Origin of the sequence: Arthrobacter ramosus, from assembly GCF_039535095.1 — a bacterium.
GTDB classification, from domain to species: domain Bacteria; phylum Actinomycetota; class Actinomycetes; order Actinomycetales; family Micrococcaceae; genus Arthrobacter; species Arthrobacter ramosus.
On record NZ_BAAAWN010000001.1, the window covers coordinates 4527476 to 4548541 of the forward strand.

The 21066-nt window shown below is 64.1% G+C and carries 17 protein-coding genes; 6 read left to right on the plus strand and 11 right to left on the minus strand.

The features are described 5' to 3' along the window. Positions 1-74: 74 nt before the first annotated feature. On the minus strand, positions 75-353 hold the full coding sequence (locus ABD742_RS20860; protein ID WP_234752809.1) for a putative quinol monooxygenase: 279 nt from the start codon (positions 351-353) through the stop codon (positions 75-77). A gap of 213 nt (positions 354-566) precedes the next feature. On the opposite strand from ABD742_RS20860, the gene ABD742_RS20865 reads away from it, so the two are divergent. Continuing rightward, complete coding sequence (locus tag ABD742_RS20865) at positions 567-5498, plus strand: NAD-glutamate dehydrogenase (RefSeq protein ID WP_234752811.1); 4932 nt, start codon at positions 567-569, stop codon at positions 5496-5498. A gap of 99 nt (positions 5499-5597) precedes the next feature. After that, complete coding sequence (locus tag ABD742_RS20870; protein ID WP_234752813.1) at positions 5598-5819, plus strand: hypothetical protein; 222 nt, start codon at positions 5598-5600, stop codon at positions 5817-5819. A gap of 102 nt (positions 5820-5921) precedes the next feature. Here the strand turns inward: ABD742_RS20870 and ABD742_RS20875 are convergent, their stop codons facing one another. The 4 genes from ABD742_RS20875 to ABD742_RS20890 all read right to left on the minus strand — a co-directional run bounded on the left by ABD742_RS20875 (position 5922) and on the right by ABD742_RS20890 (position 10829). Beyond that, positions 5922-6170, minus strand: a complete 249-nt coding sequence (locus ABD742_RS20875; RefSeq protein ID WP_059388455.1) for a hypothetical protein — start codon at positions 6168-6170, stop codon at positions 5922-5924. Positions 6171-6364: 194 nt separating this feature from the next. Further along, complete coding sequence (hutH, locus tag ABD742_RS20880) at positions 6365-7957, minus strand: histidine ammonia-lyase (protein WP_234752815.1); 1593 nt, start codon at positions 7955-7957, stop codon at positions 6365-6367. 94 nt (positions 7958-8051) lie between these two features. Then, complete coding sequence (locus tag ABD742_RS20885; RefSeq protein ID WP_344788906.1) at positions 8052-9779, minus strand: urocanate hydratase; 1728 nt, start codon at positions 9777-9779, stop codon at positions 8052-8054. 246 nt (positions 9780-10025) lie between these two features. Next, positions 10026-10829: an IclR family transcriptional regulator gene (locus ABD742_RS20890; RefSeq protein WP_234753996.1), complete on the minus strand. Its 804-nt coding sequence runs from the start codon at positions 10827-10829 to the stop codon at positions 10026-10028. 299 nt (positions 10830-11128) lie between these two features. Between ABD742_RS20890 and ABD742_RS20895 the strand changes: the two genes are divergently transcribed. Continuing rightward, complete coding sequence (locus tag ABD742_RS20895; protein ID WP_234753997.1) at positions 11129-12634, plus strand: amino acid permease; 1506 nt, start codon at positions 11129-11131, stop codon at positions 12632-12634. 38 nt (positions 12635-12672) lie between these two features. Then, positions 12673-13308 (plus strand): LysE family translocator, encoded by a 636-nt coding sequence (locus ABD742_RS20900; RefSeq protein ID WP_234753998.1) that lies wholly within the window; start codon positions 12673-12675, stop codon positions 13306-13308. Between the two features lie 28 nt (positions 13309-13336). Here the strand turns inward: ABD742_RS20900 and ABD742_RS20905 are convergent, their stop codons facing one another. Then, positions 13337-13984, minus strand: coding sequence for a hypothetical protein (locus tag ABD742_RS20905; RefSeq protein WP_234753999.1), 648 nt, complete (start codon positions 13982-13984; stop codon positions 13337-13339). 73 nt (positions 13985-14057) lie between these two features. Continuing rightward, on the minus strand, positions 14058-15950 hold the full coding sequence (locus ABD742_RS20910) for a polysaccharide deacetylase family protein (RefSeq protein ID WP_234754000.1): 1893 nt from the start codon (positions 15948-15950) through the stop codon (positions 14058-14060). Between the two features lie 312 nt (positions 15951-16262). Here ABD742_RS20910 and ABD742_RS20915 point away from each other — a divergent pair, with 312 nt between their 5' ends. Together ABD742_RS20915 and ABD742_RS20920 are read left to right on the plus strand one after the other, a co-directional pair. After that, positions 16263-16547 (plus strand): hypothetical protein, encoded by a 285-nt coding sequence (locus ABD742_RS20915; RefSeq protein ID WP_344788911.1) that lies wholly within the window; start codon positions 16263-16265, stop codon positions 16545-16547. Positions 16548-16549: 2 nt separating this feature from the next. Next, on the plus strand, positions 16550-16780 hold the full coding sequence (locus ABD742_RS20920) for a helix-turn-helix domain-containing protein (protein WP_234754078.1): 231 nt from the start codon (positions 16550-16552) through the stop codon (positions 16778-16780). Here the strand turns inward: ABD742_RS20920 and ABD742_RS20925 are convergent. From ABD742_RS20925 to ABD742_RS20940, 4 genes are all read right to left on the minus strand, one after another. Then, a complete protein-coding gene (locus tag ABD742_RS20925) occupies positions 16758-17768 on the minus strand; it encodes a LacI family DNA-binding transcriptional regulator (RefSeq protein WP_234754002.1) in 1011 nt (336 codons plus the stop codon). The genes ABD742_RS20920 and ABD742_RS20925 overlap by 23 nt on opposite strands. Positions 17769-17889: 121 nt before the next feature. Beyond that, positions 17890-18795 carry a carbohydrate ABC transporter permease gene (locus ABD742_RS20930; RefSeq protein ID WP_234754003.1) on the minus strand — a complete coding sequence of 302 codons (906 nt, stop codon included), beginning with the start codon at positions 18793-18795 and terminating at the stop codon, positions 17890-17892. Continuing rightward, the gene (locus ABD742_RS20935; protein WP_059388447.1) at positions 18792-19673 is read right to left on the minus strand and encodes a carbohydrate ABC transporter permease; all 882 of its coding nucleotides are present in this window, start codon (positions 19671-19673) and stop codon (positions 18792-18794) included. The genes ABD742_RS20930 and ABD742_RS20935 overlap by 4 nt, the downstream gene beginning before the upstream one ends. A 46-nt stretch (positions 19674-19719) precedes the next feature. After that, positions 19720-21054, minus strand: a complete 1335-nt coding sequence (locus ABD742_RS20940) for an ABC transporter substrate-binding protein (protein WP_234754004.1) — start codon at positions 21052-21054, stop codon at positions 19720-19722. Positions 21055-21066: the final 12 nt, after the last annotated feature.

Below are 21066 nucleotides of genomic sequence, written 5' to 3' on the forward strand. Positions count from 1 at the left end.
TCGACTGGCTGCCGCGTGGCAGCCAGTCGATGATTGATCCTGGACCAAAGAATCGCAGGGGTTGATGCTCTGTTCTAGAGCCCTGTTACGGAGTATCGACGCTCTATTCCGGCGCTGGCGCGACCCCATTCGCTTCTAGCGACGCGGTCTTGGTGGGCCCTGAAGGCCGCCTCATCGCTGAACCTCTCGTCAACCTGCCACACCGTCGGGTCGTCGGTGGCGGTCACGTGAAATGAGATACAGCCGGCCTCGGCGCGTGTCAGGGCGACGTGGCGGGCAAGGTGGAGGACGACGACGGCGACCTCGTCAGCGTCGCGGCACACGAGTTGTCCGCTGAGATGAACCAGTGTCATGGAATAATCCTCGCGCATCCCGCGCGTAGCCGACTCCAGGCACAGCCTGTCGAGACCGGCCGAGAGCGAAAGTGATCTTCCAACGGCGCACAGGCTAGTGAGGCAAGTCCAAGCCTTTACTGCCTGCCCCGCGCCAGCCATCATGAAATCAGGCGCAGGACTTCGCCGACCGCTACAGCACGGCCGCTCCTTGCGCGGCGGAGGCGCAGCGACATGTCACCCGGAATCGAGCCCGCGGACCACGCCTTGGGAGGCACTGCCCCCGGCGCCCCGGACCGATTCCTGACCGACTACTACGAGCACGTGGCCGATGATGATGTCCGCGACTACACCACGGATGCACTCCTGGAGCGTGCGCGGTACCACCGCTCATTGGCGGAACGGCGGGCTCCCGGGCAAGCAGTGATCGGCGTCCTGAACGAGGCCGACGCCAGCCTCGTAGCTATTGTCACCGAGGACATGCCCTACCTGGTCCCGTCGGTCACCGCGGAAATCGCCAGGGACAACGCCTCCATCCGGCTCCTGGTCCACCCCATTTTTACAGTCACCCGGGATCCAGCCACCCATCGCCTGATCGACGTCCGCCGCGGTCCCCTGCGGACGGGACTGCCGTCCGGCGTCGAACCTTCCGCCTCGGTCACCCCTATGGACCACGACGACGGCGGGCCGCTCACGGAGGCTTGGATCGCCGTCGAGATCTCCCGGCTTCCAGACGAAACGAGTGCCGAACACCTCGTTGAACGGCTGCAGACCGTCCTTGACGATGTCCGGGCCGCCGCAGAAGACGCGGCTGCCATCCATCAGGAACTTGCCAACGAGGTCAGGGGCTTGGACGGGCTCACGCAAGCCGCCCCCGCGGCGCGGGAGGTCCAGGAGTTGCTGCGCTGGCTGGACGACGGGAATTTCGTCTTCCTCGGCTACCGCGGCCGGAAGGGTCTCGGCCTGCTCAGGAATGTGGCGGTCACCGCGTCCGAAGGCGGGTCGTCCGCGGTGTCCCTCCTGACACTCACCAAATCGACGCTCCGCTCGACGGTGCTTCGGCGCGCCTACCTCGACGAAATCAGCCTCGGCGGGGCTGATGGAATCGGGGAGCGCACCTTCGTTGGCCTTTTCGCTCCCAGCTCGGCGTCCCGCTCGGCGCTCCAGATTCCCGTCATCCGGGACACCGTGGACGAGGTGCTGCGCACGTTCGGCTACGCGCCCGCATCACACCGAGGCAAGGAACTCCTGGCGGTGGTGGAGGCCTATCCGCGCGACGAACTCTTCCACATCGACGCACGGCAGTTGGCGGAGCACGCGCGGGACATCCTGCGCCTCCAAGAACGGCACAGCACACGGTTGTTCCTTCGCCCGGACTCGCACAACCGCTTCATGACAGCCCTGGTCTTCCTGCCGCGGCAACGCTACAGCACGGCCGTCCGGCTCAACATTGAACGCGAACTTCGCGAGGCCTTCGTCTCCGACGCCATCGAGTTCGAGCTCCGCCTGGGCGAATCCGCCATGGCCCGCGTGTTCTTCCGGGTTCTGTTGCCACGCGAGGGGGCGCCCGTCGTCGTCGACCCTGCGGTACTGGAGCAGCGGATCATCGCCGCCACAAGGTCCTGGGCCGAAGGCCTGGACGAAGCCCTGCGGGCGAGGTTCCCCGCGGACGAGGCCGCCCGGCTGTCCCGGCAATGGGCCACCGCCTTTCCGGCCAGCTACAAAGCAGACTACGAGGTGGAAGACGCGGTTCAGGACGTCGTCCGGTTCGAGAGTTTCCCGCCCCCGGAAGCGGACCCGCCCGACGGCGACACCGCGGACCCGCTGCTCACTGTCTACAAGCGCCCGGGAACTGCCGTCCTCGCTGAGGATGCGCGGATTCGGCTCTATTTGACCCGCCCGCAGAGCCTGAGCCAGATTTTGCCGCTCTTCCACAACCTGGGCCTGCGCGTGCTGGACCAGCGACCGTTCGATGTGCAGCGTGCCGACGGGCGGTCCTTTTTCCTTTACGACCTCGGCCTCGTGTATCCGCGCGGAGTTGATCCCGTGGGAACCGGCGATCTGCTGGCCGCTTCGTTCTGTGCCGCGATGCGGGGAGATGCGGAGTCCGACGCCTTCGATGCCTTGGTCATCCGGGAGGGGATCGACTGGCGGCGGACAGCCATCCTGCGCGCGTATGCGAAGTACCTTCGGCAGTTGGGGAGCACCAATTCCTACGGGTTCATCGCGGATACCCTCCGTGAGAATGTGCGTGCAACCCACGCTTTGCTTTCGCTCTTCGAGGCGAAGTTCGATCCGGACCGGTTCGAACCCGATCTGTTCGATCCTGAACTGCGCGAGCCGACGCCTGCTGAGCCGACGCCGACTGGGCAGATTCCGGCTGGAAGCGATCTGTTCGAAACGGACCGCGGCAAGTACAGCTCGCGGACACAAGCCACGAACGCCGCCCGCAAGGAACTGGCGGAAGCGATCGACGCCGTACCCGTCCTCGACGCTGACCGCCTGTTGCGTTCTCTGGCGAGCCTTGTGGAGGCAACCCTCCGCACCAACTTCTACCTCAACAAGCCGTATTTGAGTTTCAAGCTCAATCCTTCCTCCATCGCCGCCGCACCGGCACCCCGGCCACAGTTCGAAATCTGGGTCTACTCGCCGCGGGTGGAAGGCGTCCACTTGCGTTTCGGCCCGATTGCCCGCGGAGGCTTGCGCTGGTCCGACCGTCGTGAGGACTTCCGCACGGAAGTCCTGGGACTCGTGAAAGCCCAAACGGTGAAAAACGCCGTCATCGTTCCCACCGGAGCCAAGGGAGGTTTCTACCCCAAACAGCTCCCGGACCCGGCCGAAGACCGCGCGGCGTGGCTGGCCGAGGGACAGGAAAGCTACCGGATCTTCGTTCGCGGACTACTGGACATCACGGACAACCTGGTTGCCGAACCCGACGGCGGTTCGCACGGCCGCATCGTTCCGCCGCAACGCACTGTTCCACCGCAGCGCGTGGTTCCGCGGGCCCGCGTTGTGAGGCACGACGGCGACGACTACTACCTCGTGGTCGCCGCGGACAAGGGCACGGCCACGTTCTCCGACATCGCCAACTCCCTGGCCGCAGAGTATGGATTCTGGCTGGGCGATGCGTTCGCGTCCGGCGGTTCGGCGGGTTATGACCACAAGCAGATGGGCATCACGGCCCGAGGTGCCTGGGAGTCCGTGCGGCACCATTTCAGCGAACTGCTCATCGACTCCCGGGCCGAGGATTTCACCGTGGTGGGCGTCGGCGACATGAGCGGCGATGTGTTCGGCAACGGCATGCTGCTCTCGAACCACATCAAGCTGGTGGCAGCCTTCGATCACCGGCACATCTTCCTGGATCCCACCCCTGACCCAGCCACTTCCTTCGCCGAGCGGAAACGGCTCTTCAAGCTACCCCGCTCGTCCTGGGCCGACTACAACCCCGCGAAGCTCAGTCCGGGCGGAGGGGTGTTCTCCCGGACCGATAAGTCAATCAGCATCACCGAACCGGTCCGCCTCGCCTTGGGATTGGATGAGGGCACGACGGCGATGAGCCCGCCTGAGCTGCTCAGGGCCGTCCTCATGGCCCCCGTCGACCTGCTCTACAACGGCGGAATCGGCACCTACGTCAAGGCCTCCAGCGAGACGCATGCCGAGGTCGGAGACAAGTCAAACGATGCCATCAGGGTGGACGCCGCCCAAGTGCGTACCCGGATCATCGCTGAGGGCGGTAATCTCGGCATCACCCAACGCGGCAGGATCGAGGCTGCTCTGGCCGGAATCCTCGTGAACACCGATGCCATCGACAATTCCGCCGGCGTCGACTGCTCAGACCACGAGGTAAACATCAAGATCTTCCTGGACCGGATGATCGCCGCGGGCAAGATGTCCCCGGATGAAAGAACGAAATTCCTGCACTCGCTCCAGGACGAGGTGGGGCGGCTCGTGCTGAAAACCAACGTTGACCAAAACGTCCTCCTCCTCAATGACAAACAGCTGGTCCTTGAGTGGAGCCCGAGCTTCGAACGGACCATGGACTGGCTCGAATCAGCCACGGACCTGGACCGGCAGCTCGAATGCCTCCCGACTACGGAGGAAATCCACGCCCGCGTGGGGACCGGAGTCGGACTGACCTCGCCCGAGCTGGCTGTGCTGGCGGCTTATGCCAAGATCGAGCTCGCCCGGGAACTGACGGAGGGCGGGCTCGCGGACGATCCGTGGTTCTCGCAAACGCTGCGCGAGTATTTCCCCCGCCAACTTTCGGAACGGTTCGGCGATGACCTCTCCACGCATCCCTTGCGCCGCCAAATCGTCGCCACGGTGGTGGCCAACGACATGATCAACCTCGGCGGCATAGCGTTTGCATTCCGCGCCATGGAGGAAACCACGGTTTCGGCGGCCGCGGTGGCGCGTGGATTCGTGGTCATGCGCCGAATCTGGGATTTCGATTCGGTCACTGAAGCCATCGCCCGGGTGCCGGCAAGCATCCCGCGCGAGCACGGATGCGCCGTGGCACTGGACATGCGCCGCCTCCTCGACCGGTCCACCCGTTGGTACGTCACCCACGATTTCCGGGACAAGCCCATTGCCGACGCCTTCGCGCGGCTCGAACGGCCCATGTCGCTGATGCGGGCAAATTTCACGCGCTTCCTGCACGGGATCAACCTGCAACACTCGTTGACGCGCCTTGCCCATTCGGATTCGGTGGGCTTGCCACACGAACTGGGCCTTCGAGCCTCCGAACTCCTCGTCAGCTACGGCCTTTTGGACATTTCCGCGATTGCCGAGGAATTGCAGGAGCCCGTTGAGGACGTGGCGGAGGTCTACTTCGCCGTGTTCGAACGGATCTCGGCTATCCCCCTGTTGGAACACATCACGCTGTTGCCGCGGGACACCCACTGGGAGGCCTTGGCCCGGGCAGCCCTCCGTGACGACATGTACCTGGTCCTTGCCGACATGACCAAGGCCGTGGTCCGGCACACTCCCCGCTCCTCCGAGGCAGTCGCCGACCCCGTAGCGAGGATCGAGGATTGGGAACGCGGAAACATCGAACAACTCGCCCGCATCCAGGACACCATCAAGGAAGCCATCAAGCCCGGCCCGGTAGACATCGCGGCACTCTCCGTGGCCGTGAAGCTGCTGCGCGCCATGGTCCGCCGGTGATCCAGCTCCCAAAATGCCGGACATCCCATGACACTTTGCTATCTTTTTATGCAGGAATTGCCGCTCCCCCCTGCGGCACCCTGCAGAAGGAGCCCCCAAATGAACACCGCAACAATAGAACGCAACGAAATCCATTTGTCCTTTGCGTCCGTCGACGAAGTCCATGCAGGACTTGACGAAGCTGTCAGCACGCTCATCGAAGCCGCAGCCGACAACGGCCGCTGCGGGATCCTGGTGACCCGCCGGGAGCCTGGAAGCTACACGGTTGCCTTGGACGAGTCGGTCCCGTTCGGCCAGACCCGCGAAGTCCTCGCCGCCTAGGAAGCCTAGGAACAGGTACGGACAACAAAACCGGGGCTTGTTTTCCAGACCACGCCAAGAAGGCGCGGAATGGGAAACAAGCCCCGGTTTTTTATACGGTCACTACACCCGGCGCAGCTCCACGCCGTCGGACTTCATGAAAAGCTGTTTGGCGGCTTCGTCGGCGCCAGGCCCTGCGGGTTCAAGCCAGACAACGTTGCCGCTGCCCGAGACTTCCTGCACCTCCCCCGCCGCGACCACATGTGCGTGCCTTACGACTTCGATCCGCTCCCCCACCTTCAACGTTCCCCAGTTGGAAACGACGGCGGACTGTGCGATTCGCCTGGACAGGACTGTCCCGCGTGCCTTCATTGAACTTCTACCCCTTTGTGGATGTTCGTTGTTTTCAGTTGTAAACGGATTTTCCCCGGCAGGCCCACGACATCGTCGGCGTGGACATGCCGTACCCCATAAGTTCTACTACACAGAAAGCGCCCCGGGGCGCGTATTGCCAAACATTTCCGGGGCGCTTCCTATTGTTCACTCGAACAGTATTTTGTTCGGCGTCAGGCGAGAATTCCGACGGCGGATTCGGCGGCCGCTCGCACGTCGCCAGCGCCTACAAGACGGTCCGCGGCTTCCAGCTCAGGTGAGAGGAAACGGTCAGTTCCGGGGCCGTCGACGACGCCGCGCAGCACCTCGATCACGGCGGTGCCAGCTGGCCCCGGAGTGAGTTCGCCGCCGGACAGTTTGGTGCGGATGTCGAGGGCACGGGCGCTCGTGACGAGTTCCACAGCCAGGACGCGGCGCAGGTTCTCGATGGCCTTGCGTAGCTTGCGGGCAGCGTGCCAACCCATGGAGACGTGGTCTTCCTGCATGGCGGAGCTCGGGATGGAGTCAACCGACGCCGGGACGGCCAATCGCTTGTTGTCCGAGACGAGTCCGGCCTGGGTGTACTGGGCGATCATGAGGCCCGAGTCCACGCCGGGATCGTCGGCAAGGAAGGCCGGGAGTCCGTGTGAGCGGGCCGGGTCCAGCATGCGGTCCGTGCGGCGCTCTGCGATGGAGGACAGGTCCGCCACGGCGATGGCCAGGAAGTCCAGCACGTAGGCCACCGGGGCACCATGGAAGTTGCCGTTGGAGGACACGCGGCCGTCCGGGAGCACCACGGGGTTGTCGATGGCTGCAGCCAACTCGCGGGAGGCCACGAGTTCAGCGTGCGTCACGGTATCGCGGACCGCGCCCGCAACCTGGGGTGCGCAGCGGAGCGAGTACGCGTCCTGGACCTTGGTGTCATTGACGCGGTGCGAAGCAACGATCGGCGAGTTGGAAAGCACGCGCAGCATGTTGTCCGCGCTTGCGGCCTGGCCCGGGTGGGGACGCAGGGCCGCATGCAGCTCCGGCAGGAACACCTGGTCAGTGCCGAGCAGCGCCTCGACGCTGAGCGCAGCGGTGATGTCCGCCGTCGTGAGCAGCAAGTGCAGGTCGGCGATGGCCATCAGGAGCATGCCGAGCATGCCTTCGGTGCCGTTGACGAGGGCAAGGCCTTCCTTTTCCGCGAGGACGACCGGCTCGATGCCGTGCACGGCGAGGAGCTCGCCAACCGGCTTCTTTCCGGCGGCGCCGTACAGCTCGCCGTCGGGCCCGGTGGCTTCGCCTTCGCCCATCAGGACCAGGGCGCAGTGGGACAGCGGGGCGAGGTCGCCCGAGCAACCCAAGGAGCCGAATTCACGGACAACGGGGGTGATGCCCGCGTTGAGGACGTCCACCATGGTCTGCAGGACCACGGGGCGTACGCCCGTGCGGCCCGAGGCCAGGGTCTTGGCGCGCAGGAACATGATGCCGCGGACCACTTCGCGCTCCACTGCAGGGCCCATGCCGGCGGCGTGGCTGCGGATGAGCGACTTCTGCAACTGGGTGCGGAGTTCGTTGGGGATGTGGCGGTTGGCCAGGGCACCGAAGCCTGTGGAGACGCCGTACGCCGGAACTTCGCTGTGGGCGAGGCCGTCGATGTGGGCGCGGACCTTGGCGACCGTGTCCAGGGCTTCCTGGGAGATGGTCACCTTGGCGTCGTAGCGTGCGACGGCGACGACCTCCTCCGGCGTGACTCCGCTGGAGCCGAGGGTGACGGTCAGCGGTTCGTGGGTAATGGTTGTCATTTTTCCTCGTTCTTCCCAACTAGCTCGCAGTTGATGTCGTTTTGGGGTCCCATAACGACAACAACTGCGAGCTAGTTGGGGTTGTCGGGTCTGGTTAGCGGGTTTCTTCCATGGGGATGCGGACGCCGCGTTCGTGGGCGACTTCGATGGCGCGGTCGTAGCCGGCGTCGGCGTGGCGGATGACGCCCATGCCGGGGTCGTTGGTGAGGAGGCGTTCGAGTTTCCGGGCGGCGAGCTCGGTGCCGTCGGCGACGGAGACCTGTCCGGTGTGGATGGAGCGGCCGATGCCCACGCCGCCGCCGTGGTGGATGGAGACCCAGGTGGCGCCGGAGGAGGCGGCGGTCAGGGCGTTCAGCAGGGGCCAGTCGGCGATCGCGTCGGAGCCGTCCTTCATGGACTCGGTTTCCCGGTAGGGGGAGGCCACGGAGCCGGAGTCCAGGTGGTCCCGGCCGATCACGATGGGGGCCTTGACCTTGCCTTCGGCCACGAGCTGGTTGAAGAGCAGCCCGGCCTTGGCGCGTTCGCCGTAGCCCAGCCAGCAGATCCTCGCCGGGAGGCCTTCGAATTCGACCCGTTCCTGTGCCGCGTCGAGCCATTTGTGCAGGTGGGTGTTCTCCGGGAAGAGTTCCTTGATGGCCTTGTCGGTCACGGCGATGTCTTCGGGGTCACCGGAAAGCGCGACCCAGCGGAACGGGCCCAGGCCCTCGCAGAACAGCGGCCGGATGTAGGCCGGGACGAAGCCGGGGAACTCGAAGGCCCGGTCGTAGCCGCCCTTGCGGGCTTCGTCGCGGATGGAGTTGCCGTAGTCGAAGACCTCGGCGCCGGCGTCCTGGAACTCGACCATGGCCTGGACGTGCTTGGCCATGGAGGCCTGGGCCTTCTTCGTGAACCCTTCCGGGTCGGCTCCGGCCTCGGTGTGCCACTCGGCCACGGTGATGCCCTCGGGCAGGTAGGACAACGGGTCGTGCGCGGAGGTCTGGTCGGTCACGACGTCGATGCTGATTTCCCCGGCCCGGTGGCGGGCCAGCAGTTCCGGGAACACCTCGGCGGCGTTGCCGACATAGCCGACGGACCAGCCGCGGCGCTCGTCCTTGGCGGCCTGGACCTTGGCGATCGCGGCGTCCAGGTCGGTTTCGACCTCGTCCAGGTAGCGTTTGCCGACGCGGCGGCGCAGCCGGGACTCGTCCACGTCCACGATCAGGCAGGCCCCATCGTTCAGGGTCACGGCCAAAGGCTGCGCCCCGCCCATGCCCCCGCACCCGCCGGTCAGGGTCAGCGTCCCGGCCAACGGCCCCTCCGCGGAACCTTCCGCGGCGGCTGCCAGGCGGCCTTCGGCCCGGAGTTTGTTCCCGACCGCGGCGAAGGTCTCGTAGGTGCCCTGCAGGATGCCCTGGGTGCCGATGTAGATCCAGGACCCGGCGGTCATCTGCCCGTACATCATCAGGCCCTCGGCCTCGAGGCGGCGGAACTCGGGCCACGTCGCCCAGTCACCCACGAGGTTCGAGTTGGCCAGCAACACCCGCGGCGCCCATTCGTTCGTGCGGAACACCCCGACGGGCTTGCCCGACTGGACCAGCAGGGTTTCGTCCTTCTCCAGGGTCTCCAGGGTCCGGGTGATCGCGTCGAACGCGGCCCAGGACCGGGCGGCCCGGCCCGTGCCGCCGTACACGACCAGATCATCCGGGCGCTCGGCGACCTCCGGGTCCAGGTTGTTCATCAACATGCGCAACGGCGCTTCGGTCTGCCAGCTCTTGGCGGTCAGCTCGGTGCCGCGGGCGGCCCGGACAGGACGGGCTCCGGTAGTGAAATCGGCGGGTGCCATGGTGACTCCTTCGTCTCTGGAGGTTGCTAGGTGGAAGTCCTTCTGTATCCAGTAGAGCCCCTCCGCAACCCTCTTGGAATGGCTTTATGGAGGGTGCTGTCCGGAATACCAGACTCAACTGATCCCCACCGCCACCCTCGCCTCGCAAGCTCGGCCAGGGAACCCTGGCGGCGTGGGCCCGCGCAGTTGTTGTCGTTATAAGCGCCCAAAACGACAACAACTGCGAGTTACTTGGGCGGGAGCGGCTTAGGAGGGGCGGCCGTGGATGCGGATCGACAATTCGTCCGCTGTTTTCTGGATTCGGGCGGCCAGTGCGGGCCATTCCTCAACCGGCACCTTGTCCTCGAGGAATGTCACGGCGACTGCCGCCGTCGGCCATCCCAGATGGTCGGTGACGGCGGCGGCCACCGAGCCGAAGCCTGGCGTGACTTCGCCGTGTTCGGTGGCGTAGCCGCGCTGCCGGACCTGGTCCAAGTGCGAGGACAGGGCCGAGTACTTCATGATGGGCGATTCCATCTCGTGCCGGGCCGTAAAGGCGGCAGCATTCGGGTACAGGGCCCTGACCTGCGATTTCGGCAGTGCGGCCAGGATCGCGCGCCCGCTGGCGGTGAGGTGGCTGGGAAGCCGGACCCCGACGTCGGTCACGAGGGACGGGCGGTTCTTGGCCCTCTCCTCCACGATGTAGAGCACATCGCGGCCGTGCAGGACGGCCAAGTGTGCGCTCTCGCCGATCGCATCCACAAGGGCGGCAAGCATGGGCCGGCCGAGCCGCGACAAGGGCTCTTGCCGCGAGTACGCCGAACTGAGTTCAAAGGCACTGATGCCCAGCCCGTAGCGCTGCTCCTCATGAAGGTGCAGGACGAAGCCGTTGGCCTCCATGACGCCGAGCAGGTGATAGACACTGGACCGTGGCAGGCCCAGCGCCGTGGCGATGTTGGACGCTGCCATCGGGCCACGCCGGGAAGCAAGCAACTTCAGGATGCGTAGGGTGTTCTCGGCGGCCGGGACCTTGGAAGCGGCCCGGCCTTGAGTGGACGGCTGTATGGTCATGGCTCCTCTTCGAGTGCACGATAATGCCCGGCTGGCCCCTTCTGCCACAAAGGCGCCTGGGCCGGTGTCCGGGATCCCGTATTTAAGCGTGCGCCCCCTGGAGTGGATCGGAAAGCCAATCAGAACATTAAGCTGTCTGGAATACCAGACATTTGCGAATAAGACGCCGAGTGATCAACCGCCTGGTGGCACAGCGTCTGAGAACCGAGACAACGATGTGCCGTGAGACCCATCACAGCCCGCTCCGGAATGGTCTGCTGGTTAACAGTCCCCCCTCCCAATGACGAGAAGGTATTCGTATGCAGCAAGCCCCAACAGCCGTCAGGACGCCAGCCGCCAAAGTCGTCGAAGGCGCGGTAACCACCGTTCTCAGCCGTGGCCTCAATGTCCGCCACATCCGCTTCATGGCCCTCGGTTCGGCCATCGGGACAGGCCTCTTCTACGGTTCCGCGTCTGCGATCCAAAAGGCCGGCCCGTCGGTTCTCTTCGCATACATGATCGGTGGCGCCGCCGTCTTCATGGTGATGCGTGCCCTCGGCGAAATGGCCGTCCGCCACCCCGTCTCCGGCTCGTTCGGCCAGTACGCCAGCCGCTACCTCGGACCGCTGGCAGGGTTCATCACCGGGTGGACCTACGTCTTCGAAATGGCCATCGTGGCGATCGCGGACGTGACGGCGTTCAGTATCTACATGGGCTTCTGGTTCCCACAGGTGGACCGATGGATCTGGGTCCTGGCGATCATCCTCGTCCTTGGCGCCATGAACCTCCTCAGCGTGAAGGTCTTCGGGGAACTTGAGTTTTGGTTCTCGCTCATCAAGGTCGTGGCGATCATCGCCATGATTGCGGGCGGCGCTGCGATCATCGTGTTCGGCTTCCACTCCGGCAATGGCGGCGCGGCACCGGGGCTGGGGAACCTCGTTGACCACGGCGGCCTGTTCCCGAACGGTTTCGGCGGGCTCTTGGCCTCGTTCGCCGTCGTCATGTTCGCCTTCGGCGGGATCGAAACGATCGGCATCACCGCAGGCGAAGCCGCCGACCCCAAGAAAGTCATTCCGCAGGCCGTCAACACTGTCCCGGTGCGCGTACTGCTGTTCTACGTCCTGACGCTCGGCGTGCTTATGAGTTTGTTCCCCTGGAATGAAATCGGGAACAACGGCAGCCCGTTTGTGCAGATCTTCAGCGGCCTCGGCATCCCCGCGGCGCCCCACATCCTCAACGCCGTGGTCATCACCTCTGCACTGTCAGCCATCAACAGCGACATTTTCGGCGCCGGACGCATCCTCTTCGGGCTTTCCCAGCAAGGACATGCTCCGAGGAGTTTCGGCAAGATCTCAAGGCACGGTGTTCCCTGGATGACCGTGGTCCTCATGGGCGGCATCCTGCTTGTGGGCGTTGTGCTCAACGCGGTAATCCCCGAGGACGTGTTCCTCGTGATCGCGTCCATCGCCACCTTCGCGACAGTGTGGGTGTGGGTCATGATCCTCGCCTCGCACGTCGCCATGAAGCGCGAGATCAAGCGCAAGGGGCTCCCGGCGTCGGAATTCGCGTCGCCGTGGTGGCCGGCGGCATCCGTGTTGACCATCGCCTTCATGGCCTTGGTGATCGTCATCCTTGGCGTCTTCGAGGACACCCGCGTGGCTTTGTACGTAGGCGCCGTGTGGCTCGGACTGCTGGTGCTGGCCTACAAGCTGTGGGTTCGAGGTGGCGGCCGGGTGCGCGCCGAGCTCGTCGACGAAACAGCCTCGATCCCCGTGGTCGCCGACCGCTACTATCGGAAACCCCCGACGACGGCGGCCCGCCACTAACCATCGACCGTCACCGCAGGCCAGCGCTATCATCAGGCATGGTTCCGTTCACCAACCTCCTGGCGTTTGCGCTGGCCGCACTGGTCCTCATCGCAGTCCCCGGTCCCAGCGTCCTGTTTGTGATTGGACGTTCGCTCGCCCTCGGCCGCAAAGGCGGACTCCTCAGCGTGCTCGGAAACGCCTTGGGGATGGTTCCGCAGATCACGGCAGTGGCGTTGGGGCTTGGTGCGGTCCTGGCGCAGTCGATAGTGCTGTTCACCATCATTAAGTTCGGCGGCGCAGCTTATCTGGTCTACCTCGGGGTGCAGGCGATCCGTCACCGCGGCGGGCGTTCGACGGCGGCCGGACCGGCGCCGTCGCGGTCTATGTGGCGGCTCATCCGCGAAGGCTTCATCGTGGGTGCGAGCAACCCGAAGTCGATCGTGTTCTTCGTAGCTGTGCTGCCCCAGTTCGTTGAATACTCCAACGGCAGCATTCCGTTGCAGCTCGCCGAACTCGGAGCTGTTTTCCTGGTGATCGCCCTGATCTCCGACAGTATCTGGGCCCTCGCAGCGGGCACGGCACGCCACTGGTTTGCCCGCTCCCCGCGGCGGATCTCCACCCTGGGTGCCACGGGCGGGGTCATGATGATCGGGCTCGGCGGAACCCTGGCGCTTACAGGCACCAAGACTTAGCGCCTCAGAATCGGAAGCAACCGCGGACTCAGCCGGCAGGAAGCCAATCCACGTGCGAGTCCGAGTCGTAGACCCGGCAAACCCGCACACTGTCCTGGGCAGGACCATCAACAAGCTTGGTGGTGATCTTCATGAGGATGTCGTACGACGCCGCCGTTGACTGCACGGGGTTCCCGGAGAAGGCGATGGAGACCACAGTGAATGGCCGGGGCACCACCGTTCCGGTCACAATTGAGGAGTGGGCGGCATCGCTTTGCAGCCGGGCGGTGCAGCTGTCCTTGATGCGTTGGATCCCGGCCGCGTCGAGGCCCTGTGCTCCAGGAGGCGCCGCGGGGGCCGGAGCTGGCGCAGCTGGCGCCGGCACCGGGGCATCGGGCTTGGCAGTGCTCGCCGGGGCAGGGACCGGGGCCTGATTTGAAGGCGCAGCGCTGGCAGAAGCAGCGCTGGCGGAAGCGCTGGCGGCTTGTGCTGAAGCGGTGGCACTCGGCGTCGCTGCCGGCGTCTTGGTGGCACCAGGCGCCGAAGCCGCCGAAGCCGCCGCGCTGACGGTGGCCGACGGCGCGGCGCCGGCAACGGGGTTTGATGATGTCTGCGTAGCGTTGAGGGTGATCGCCCCCGCCAGTCCGACCGCCACCACGCCCGCAACGACGATTCCTGCTTTTGCCGCTCGCTTCATTGCTCCCCGCTCACTTCCCTGACCCTTGCGCGGCCAGCGGCCGCACCTTCCCCTTCGTGAAGCCCCCGATGTGTCACAGTGGCGGCGCCCCGACCGTGTCGTACATGGCGTAGTCGTCAGTAGTCAGCGTGCCGTTGCTGAAGAGATTCAAGCCGAAACTCACGGCTGTGGCGCCGTCCGGCAGCACCGGAGTGGTGAAGCTGGCCTGGGTATACGTGTCCGACGCCGCCAGCCAGGGACTCGATGTCCAGTAGACCCAGCTGCCCGTAGCGTCCCGGTAGTACGCCGTAAACTGGGTCGGCGCCGTCGAGGTGTACCAGGCCCGGAGCGAATAGCTATGTCCAGCGATGGCCGGCGGAGCGCAACTGCCGCTGTCCATGGTCTGGAGCAGCTTCGCGTCGCCGTCGGTGTAACCGCTGACAACAAGTTGGGCCGCCGTTGTGCCGCCGTGGGCCGCGGGCACGGTGCTGAAGGCCGCACTGTTCGTTCCGTAGCCTCCGGCCTGCCAGCACTGCGGTGCCCAGCCGATTCCCGCCGTCTCAAGGCCCGCGTTTTGCACCAGGTTAGTACCCGGAGCCGGGGGGGCCGGGGCCGGCGCCGTGGCGGTGTCGAACATTTCATAGTCATCGGTGATGAGGGTGCCGTTGCTGAAGAGGTTCAATCCAAAGCTGATTCCGTTTGCCCCGGAGGGTAGTGCTGGGGTGGTCCACGCCGCCTTTTGGTAGCTCGTTGCCGCGGCAAACCATGGGCTGGATGTCCAGTACTTCCACGAGCCCAGTCCAGTTCGGTAGTACAGGGTGAATTGTGTAGGCACCGTAGACGTGTACCAGGCTCCGATGTTGTATTGATGCCCCTCAGTTGCCGTTGGCGAGCACCCGCCAAGGTCCAGGGCCGGCAGCAATTTCGCGTCGCCGTCCACGTAGCCGGTCATCACGAGCTTCTCGGCAACTGTGCCTGTCCGGCCGGGACTGACCACGGAGTAAGTGGGGGTATTGGTGCCATAGCCGCCTGCGAACCAGCACTGGGGCATTCCGCTCACCAAGGTCTCGAGCCCGGGATTCTGCACAAGGTTGCCGCTGGGAGCCTGGGGAGGTACTGCCGGGCCGGTGACCAATGGCTGGACCGTTCCGCCGATCACTTGGTTGACGGTTTTCACCGTGGTCGTCGCGGGACGCGCCTTGAGCCATACCAGGAACTGCTCAAAAAGGGCTGGCTGGATGTTCAGGGGGTCCGTGCTGTTCGCATCAATGTGGTGGAAGGTCAGCTGCACCCAGCCGCCGGCTGCTTCCGCCTGGGTGACCGAATTCTGCAAATCAGCCAGCGTCCAGGTGGAATCCACCTCATCGGGCGCCGCCGTGTTGTAGGGGTTGGCCGGCGGCATCGTTTCAGCCAGGCTGCATGTTGGGCAGCTGAAGCGGGTCTTGATATCACCCAGGCCGCGGGCACTGTTGTAGCCGCAACCCTGTGCAATGGTCTCGGCTGCTGCATTTTCCGAGGCAAAAGGGTACGCGAAATCGGTGACCGAGAAGCCCCAGTTGCTCAGGTTGACCCTGTCGTTGCAGATCTGACGCTTGGCTTCGTCTGCGGGCAGGGTGATCAGGTCGGGGTGGGTTACGGTGTGGCCGCCGATCTCGTTGCCATCCGCAACGAGCCCGTGCAAGTCCGCCTGCGACATATAGCCAGGATTATCGGTGAACCCCGAAACGATGAAGAACGTGCCCGCCACGCCTTGGGCCTTCATGATTTGGGCCGCGTTAAGCTGGTCCGCGTTCCCGTCGTCGAACGTCAGGGAAACAACCGTGGGATTGGCTGCTTGCGCTGCGGGGGCGGCAAACACCAATGCGACGCCGGCCATGGCGATCGCCGCAATGGCCGCGATCCCGCGGGAACGACGACGGCGGGCACCCGCCGTCGGAATGGTCCATTGCTTGGGCTTCTCCTGAGTGGACGGACTGGAAATGCTCATGGAAAGACCCCATCTGGCTGCGGCTCATGGAGCCTTAACGGCACGCAGAACGGGGACACCGAGCAGCCCCCGGAACTGACGGAACATTTGCTTTGAGCGTAGGGACTGTTCACCCGGCCTGGCATGCGTAGCCCCTACCCGTCTTTTGCGCGGACTACTCGGGTGACCACTTGCTTGCCCTGAGGTCTTTGTCCGAGTAGTGGGCCATGGGACCTGAGTGGCCCATGTGGCATAACGGGTAAAAGTCACTCATGTGTCTTGTGAGGTCGGCGCCTACCGTTGGAAGATCGCGACTGCAAAGGAGTGATTCCGATGTTCGATCCTTACTCGAGGCACGCTGCTCGGATGCGCAAGCAGCGCCGCCACGCGCTGGCTTCGCGACTTTGCCAGGTATTTTCGCGGGCAGCCAAGCAGGCCACAACGACTGCTTCACCTTTCAAAGTGGGCGACTACGTGGCTGGAGACGATCCCTTCAACGGGTGCCAGGAAGGCGTGGTGACGGTCATCAAAGGCTCATCGATTGGCTTGCGGACCGTCGTGCCAAAGGGTGGCGACGTGGTCTACTACGACTACCGCCAATTGAGGAGGCCGTGGTGAATATGTCCGCTGCCGGCATTCCAGCCAACCGCTTCATGACAATCGCCGAGGTTGCCGAGGCCCTGCGGGTATCCAGAATGACCGTCTACCGCCTCGTCAACTCGCACGCCATCCATGCGGTGCGGTTCGGGCGGTCATACCGCGTTCCGGAGTCGGCGGTGGAGTCCTACATTGAGCATTCCGCCGTGGACGAGGCTGAGCAGAATCACGCTAAGGCAGCCGGGAACCCGTGAGCGTATTAGGTCCAACAGAATCGCGTTCAACCGGCGGGCATTCAAGCTTTACCACCGGGCTGCCGGCCGGTTCGTCGACGCCGAGGAGCAAGCGCACACCCGCGGCGCCGAGCTCGTAGTGCGGCAGCGCGACGGTGGACAGCGGCGGCCGCATGTGGGCGGCGATGACTTCCTGGTTGTCGAAACCCACCACGGCCATGTCATCGGGAATGGACAGCCCCTGTTGCTTCAGCCCGTCGTAGAGACCCATGGCCATACGGTCGTTGTAGCAGAAGACTGCCGTGACGTCCCGTTTGAGGAGTTCCTCGACTGCGCCGTAGCCGCCTTCCTGGTCAGGATACGCGTCGAACACGAGGTGCGGATCGAATGCGATTCCTGCAGATTCGAGCGCTTCCCGATAGCCCTGGAGGCGTCCGTCCTTCGCCGGGGCAGGAATCGTTGCGTTGATGAAGGCGATCCGCCGGTGACCCTTCCGCAAAAGTATTTCGGTGGCTTCCCGTCCGCCGTGGACTTCATCCGGCACCACGGCCAAGGCGTTGGAGTCCGGAGAGAAGCAGTTCACCAGCACGAAGTCTGTCTCTTGCAAGGCAGCGGGGATCTCAGTTGGGCGGTGGAACCAGGTGGAGTACAGGATGCCGCGAACCTTGTGTTCGAGCATCATTGAGATAGCGTCTTTTTCCACGGGCTCGTCGCCCTCGGTGTTGGCGACCAGGAGCACGAATCCGTGTTTCCAAGCTTCGTCCTGGGCGCCGTGGATGATTTGCCCCGCAAAGGGGGTCGTGGCGATCGCGTCAGCGACGAGGCCAATGAACCGTGAACTGCCGCTCACGAGGTTCTTCGCGAGGGCGTTCGGGCGGTACCCCAGTTCGCGGATGGTGTCCAGGACGCGTTTGCGGGTCCCGGCGCCGATCCTGGCGTCTTTCTTGTTGTTGACGACGAGGGAAACCGTAGCAACGGAGACTCCAGCCCCTTCCGCCACCTCCCGCATCGTGACCGGATGACTCGTCCTCGGAGTCGCCGGTGGATGCGAGGGGTTAACCTCGGGTTCTCTCAAGCTTTTTTCAGACGTCATTGGCCCTCCCCCCACAGTCTATCCAGTGGCCGCGTCCTCATCCCTTCGTGGCCCCGCTCTCGAGGCCTTGGATCATCGCCTTGTTGAGGACAAGGAACACGAGCAGCAAAGGAGTGATGGTGATGCAGACAGCGGCGAACGTCGCGGTCCAGTCGACCTTGCCCATTGCTCCGATATAGTTCTGCAGCCCCAAGGGGATGGTCTTGAGCCCTTCGGAAAGTACGAAGGTGTTCGCGAAGATGAAGTCGTTCCAGATGAAGATGCTGTTCACCAGGACCACTGTCACTACCGTGTTGGTGGAGAGCGGAAGGGTGATCAGTCCGAAGATCCGGTACGGGCCGGCGCCGTCCAGGGAGGCTGCCTCATAGGTCTCGCGGGGAATGTATTCAAAGAATGACGAGAAGAGGTAGATCGACATGGGAAGGGCGAACCCCGCCAAGGGGATGATCATCGATTGGTAGGTGTCCAGCAGGTTCACGGACGAGTAGTCGATGAAAAGCGGCACCAGCGCGATCTGCACCGGCACGATGATGCCGATCAGGAAGAGGCCACGGACGAATTTGCTGAACCGGAATCCGAGGACCTGCAACGCATACGCCGCCATCATCCCCAGCAGGACGATCAGGAGGTTGGCACCCATCGTGACGATGAAGCTGTTCAGGATGTTCTGTCCGAGGTTGCCGGTCTGGAACGCGCGGGCGTAGTTGTCGAAGCTGATGGAGCTCGGCAGCGCGAAGGGATCACCCGTGGCGAAGTCGTGCTCGTTGCGCAGGCTCGTGAGGAACAGCCAGGCCAGGGGGTAGACCTGCACGACGACGATGAGGACGATCAGCACCCTGGACAAGCTTCGGAAGACGTTTGGCTTGCGCCGCCGACGTCGGGGAGCCGGGCTGCTTGGCGGTGCAGGGATCGGCCGGGTAACAGGGGCTGTTTGCGCGGTCATGCGTCAGCCTTTCGTTTGAGCATGAGCAAGATGAATCCGACGGCGACGAGGCACTCGACCACGATGAACACCGAGATGGTGCTGGCGTAGCCGAAGTCGGTGCTGGTGAACGCGGTTTTGTACATGTAGGTCGTCAGGAGCTCCGAGGACTGTCCGGGGCCGCCGTTGGTCATGAGGTAGGGGATGTCGAATCCGCGCAGGCCGTAGGTTGTGGCCATGATGGTGGTGGTGATCCACACGGGCCGGATGTGGGGGAACCTGATCTTGGTGAACAGCTGCCATCGGTTGGCGCCGTCCAGGCGTGCGGCCTCTTCAAGTTCCTGCGGTACGGCAAGCAGCGCGGCGTAGATGATGAGCATGTAGAGCCCCGTGAACCGCCAACCTTCGGGTGCCGATACTGCCGCGAGGACAGTATTGACGTCCGAAAGCCAGGGGCGCTCAAGGCTGCCTAGACCGATCCAGCCGAGGACTTGGTTGAGGAGCCCCACCGGATCGATCGAGTAGATGCGTACGAAGAGGAAGGCGATGGCCACCGTCGAGATCACCGCGGGCAGGAGATACAGGGTTTTGACGAGCTCGCGGCCTCTTCGCAGCGAGGTCAGGAGGCTGGCGACGAACAATGCGCCGCCCAATTGGAGGACGAGGCAGATGGCGAGATAGCCGAGGGCGTTGAAGAAGGAACGCCAGAACACGCCGTCACCAGTGAGCATGTGCACGTAATTCGCGAAGCCCACGAACTCCATGTCACTGATGCCGTTCCAAGAGAAGAAGCTGAGGAACAGCGATTGCAATATCGGGAACAGCACCGCGACGCCGTAGAGAAGCAGCGGCGGGAGCAGGAAGACCAAGACCGAGAGTCGTGATCGATTGGGAAGCATGGGAGTGCCTTTCGGGTGGGGGGCCTGGGCCCCCCACCGCTGCGTGTTATTTGAAGAACTTGGGAGCGTTCTGCGCGATGGTGCTATCCATCGTGCTGGTGAACTCGTCAGGCTTGACATTGCCCTGGGCCAAAAGCACGAGCTCTTGTTGCAGCCTGCTGTTGGTGGTCGGATCAAGCTGCGTGTCCCACGGCATCGCGAGCTTCGATCCGAGATCCTTCGCCTGGTCGATCGCCTTCTTGTACAGTGGCGTGGCGTTGGCTGGAATCGTCGTCTGGACGTTCGTCGTCGGCGAGAGCGCGCCCGTGGCCGCGTACTCCGAGGGGTACTTGGCGAGGGCGAACTTCAGGAAGTCGCTCACGAGCGGGTCAAAGGTCTTTGAGTTGACCGCCATGCCGATCCCGGAGGTTGCGACGTACTCGTTGGCGGCCGTCGCGGAACTTGGCGTGGCCGGAAGCGTGAAGTAGTCGACGTCGTTACGCACCGCCGGATTCAGCTTGTCGGTCGCAAGGCTGGGCAGTTCCCAGGTGCCGATGTTGTACATGGCGGCCTTGCCGGAGGTGAAGAGGTTCTGGGCGTCAGAGTAGCCCTGAGACGAGAATCCGTCCTGGAAGCAACCAGCCCCTCCGAGCTGGCTTATCCAGTTGACTGTCTTTTGGCCGGTGGCGTCGCTGAACTTCGCGTCACCCTTCTTGAGCTTCTGCACGAAGTCGGGTCCGGCGTCGCGGAAGGGCTGGTAGGAGACGTAGCGCTCAAGCGGCCACTGGTCCTGGCCGTCAAGAGCGAGGGGCGTAATGCCGGCCTTGCGGAGGGCCGTGCACATCGCGGGGATGTCGTCGAGTGATTTCGGCACTGATACTCCAGCCTGCTGGAAGAGAGCCTTGTTGTACCAAAAGTACTCGAGCTCGAACTGGAACGGGATCATGTAGAGGGATCCGTCGTCGAAGCGTTGGTAATTCAGGGCGTTCGTCCGGTACGTGTCGTAGACACCGAGGTCTTTGAGCAGCTTCTCGGCATCGACCATCGTGCCTTTCTTGGCGAGTTGCTGGGCGAAGGGGGTAGCGTCCGTGTCGAACAGCTCCGGAAGCTTGTTTGCCGCGGCGAGGGTTTCGTACTTCTGGATGTACGAGGGCCGGTCAGGGGTCGTGATCAGGTTGAGGGAAAAGCCCGGATGGGTCTGTGCGTACTCATCGGCGATCTTTTTCATGATGTTGATGACCGCACCGTCAGCAGGCCGGGACAGAAGCCACGAGATTTGCCGCGGTTTGATGTCACCGGTGGGGCTGACGTTGGCTGCGGGATTTCCGCCGCCGCTGCCACATGCGGCGAGGGCGAGGGTGACGGCCGCTGCTACGGCGGCTGTTCGCATGAGTTTCTTCATGGGGGAAAATCT

Bases quoted from the DNA above. Each gene is read 5' to 3' on its own strand.
- ABD742_RS20895 (WP_234753997.1), top strand. From the start codon at position 11,129: ATGCAGCAAGCCCCAACAGCCGTCAGGACGCCAGCCGCCAAAGTCGTC.
- ABD742_RS20890 (WP_234753996.1), bottom strand. From the start codon at position 10,829: ATGACCATACAGCCGTCCACTCAAGGCCGGGCCGCTTCCAAGGTCCCG.
- ABD742_RS20920 (WP_234754078.1), top strand. From the start codon at position 16,550: ATGTCCGCTGCCGGCATTCCAGCCAACCGCTTCATGACAATCGCCGAG.
- ABD742_RS20935 (WP_059388447.1), bottom strand. From the start codon at position 19,673: ATGCTTCCCAATCGATCACGACTCTCGGTCTTGGTCTTCCTGCTCCCG.
- ABD742_RS20940 (WP_234754004.1), bottom strand. From the start codon at position 21,054: ATGAAGAAACTCATGCGAACAGCCGCCGTAGCAGCGGCCGTCACCCTC.
- ABD742_RS20860 (WP_234752809.1), bottom strand. From the start codon at position 353: ATGACACTGGTTCATCTCAGCGGACAACTCGTGTGCCGCGACGCTGAC.
- ABD742_RS20870 (WP_234752813.1), top strand. From the start codon at position 5,598: ATGAACACCGCAACAATAGAACGCAACGAAATCCATTTGTCCTTTGCG.
- ABD742_RS20910 (WP_234754000.1), bottom strand. From the start codon at position 15,950: ATGAGCATTTCCAGTCCGTCCACTCAGGAGAAGCCCAAGCAATGGACC.
- ABD742_RS20865 (WP_234752811.1), top strand. From the start codon at position 567: ATGTCACCCGGAATCGAGCCCGCGGACCACGCCTTGGGAGGCACTGCC.
- ABD742_RS20930 (WP_234754003.1), bottom strand. From the start codon at position 18,795: ATGACCGCGCAAACAGCCCCTGTTACCCGGCCGATCCCTGCACCGCCA.
- ABD742_RS20915 (WP_344788911.1), top strand. From the start codon at position 16,263: ATGTTCGATCCTTACTCGAGGCACGCTGCTCGGATGCGCAAGCAGCGC.
- ABD742_RS20925 (WP_234754002.1), bottom strand. From the start codon at position 17,768: ATGCGGGAGGTGGCGGAAGGGGCTGGAGTCTCCGTTGCTACGGTTTCC.
- ABD742_RS20875 (WP_059388455.1), bottom strand. From the start codon at position 6,170: ATGAAGGCACGCGGGACAGTCCTGTCCAGGCGAATCGCACAGTCCGCC.
- ABD742_RS20900 (WP_234753998.1), top strand. From the start codon at position 12,673: ATGGTTCCGTTCACCAACCTCCTGGCGTTTGCGCTGGCCGCACTGGTC.
- hutH (WP_234752815.1), bottom strand. From the start codon at position 7,957: ATGACAACCATTACCCACGAACCGCTGACCGTCACCCTCGGCTCCAGC.
- ABD742_RS20905 (WP_234753999.1), bottom strand. From the start codon at position 13,984: ATGAAGCGAGCGGCAAAAGCAGGAATCGTCGTTGCGGGCGTGGTGGCG.
- ABD742_RS20885 (WP_344788906.1), bottom strand. From the start codon at position 9,779: ATGGCACCCGCCGATTTCACTACCGGAGCCCGTCCTGTCCGGGCCGCC.